Source organism: Paraburkholderia sp. SIMBA_053 (genome assembly GCF_046534895.1).
Taxonomy (GTDB): Bacteria; Pseudomonadota; Gammaproteobacteria; order Burkholderiales; family Burkholderiaceae; genus Paraburkholderia; species Paraburkholderia caledonica.
In genome coordinates this window covers 1-260 of the sequence record NZ_JAWRXU010000994.1, presented here as the reverse complement: position 1 = coordinate 260, position 260 = coordinate 1, and the positions used below count along the sequence as shown (strand labels likewise).

General features: G+C 61.5%; 1 pseudogene. It reads right to left on the bottom strand.

Annotated elements, in window-relative coordinates:
- Nucleotides 1-260: pseudogene (locus SB753_RS38595) on the bottom strand (enoyl-CoA hydratase); the annotation flags it as partial.

Below are 260 nucleotides of genomic sequence, written 5' to 3'. Positions count from 1 at the left end.
GTCAGCGGCGATAACGCGTCGAAGCGTCCCTGTCGCTTTCCATACCAGGCCGAAACTCCCTCTGCAAGGTCCTGGGTGTCGAAGATGGAGCTCTGCAGCAAGGCCATGTGTCGCAGAGATTCGGACGTACCATGATCGCGCGCGAAGTTGATCGCAGTCTTGCACCCGGCAACGGCCAGCGGAGACTTGGACGCGATGATTCGGGCCAGCTGCATAGCGTCTGCGAGCAGCGCCTCGGCATCGGGCAACACGGCATTCAC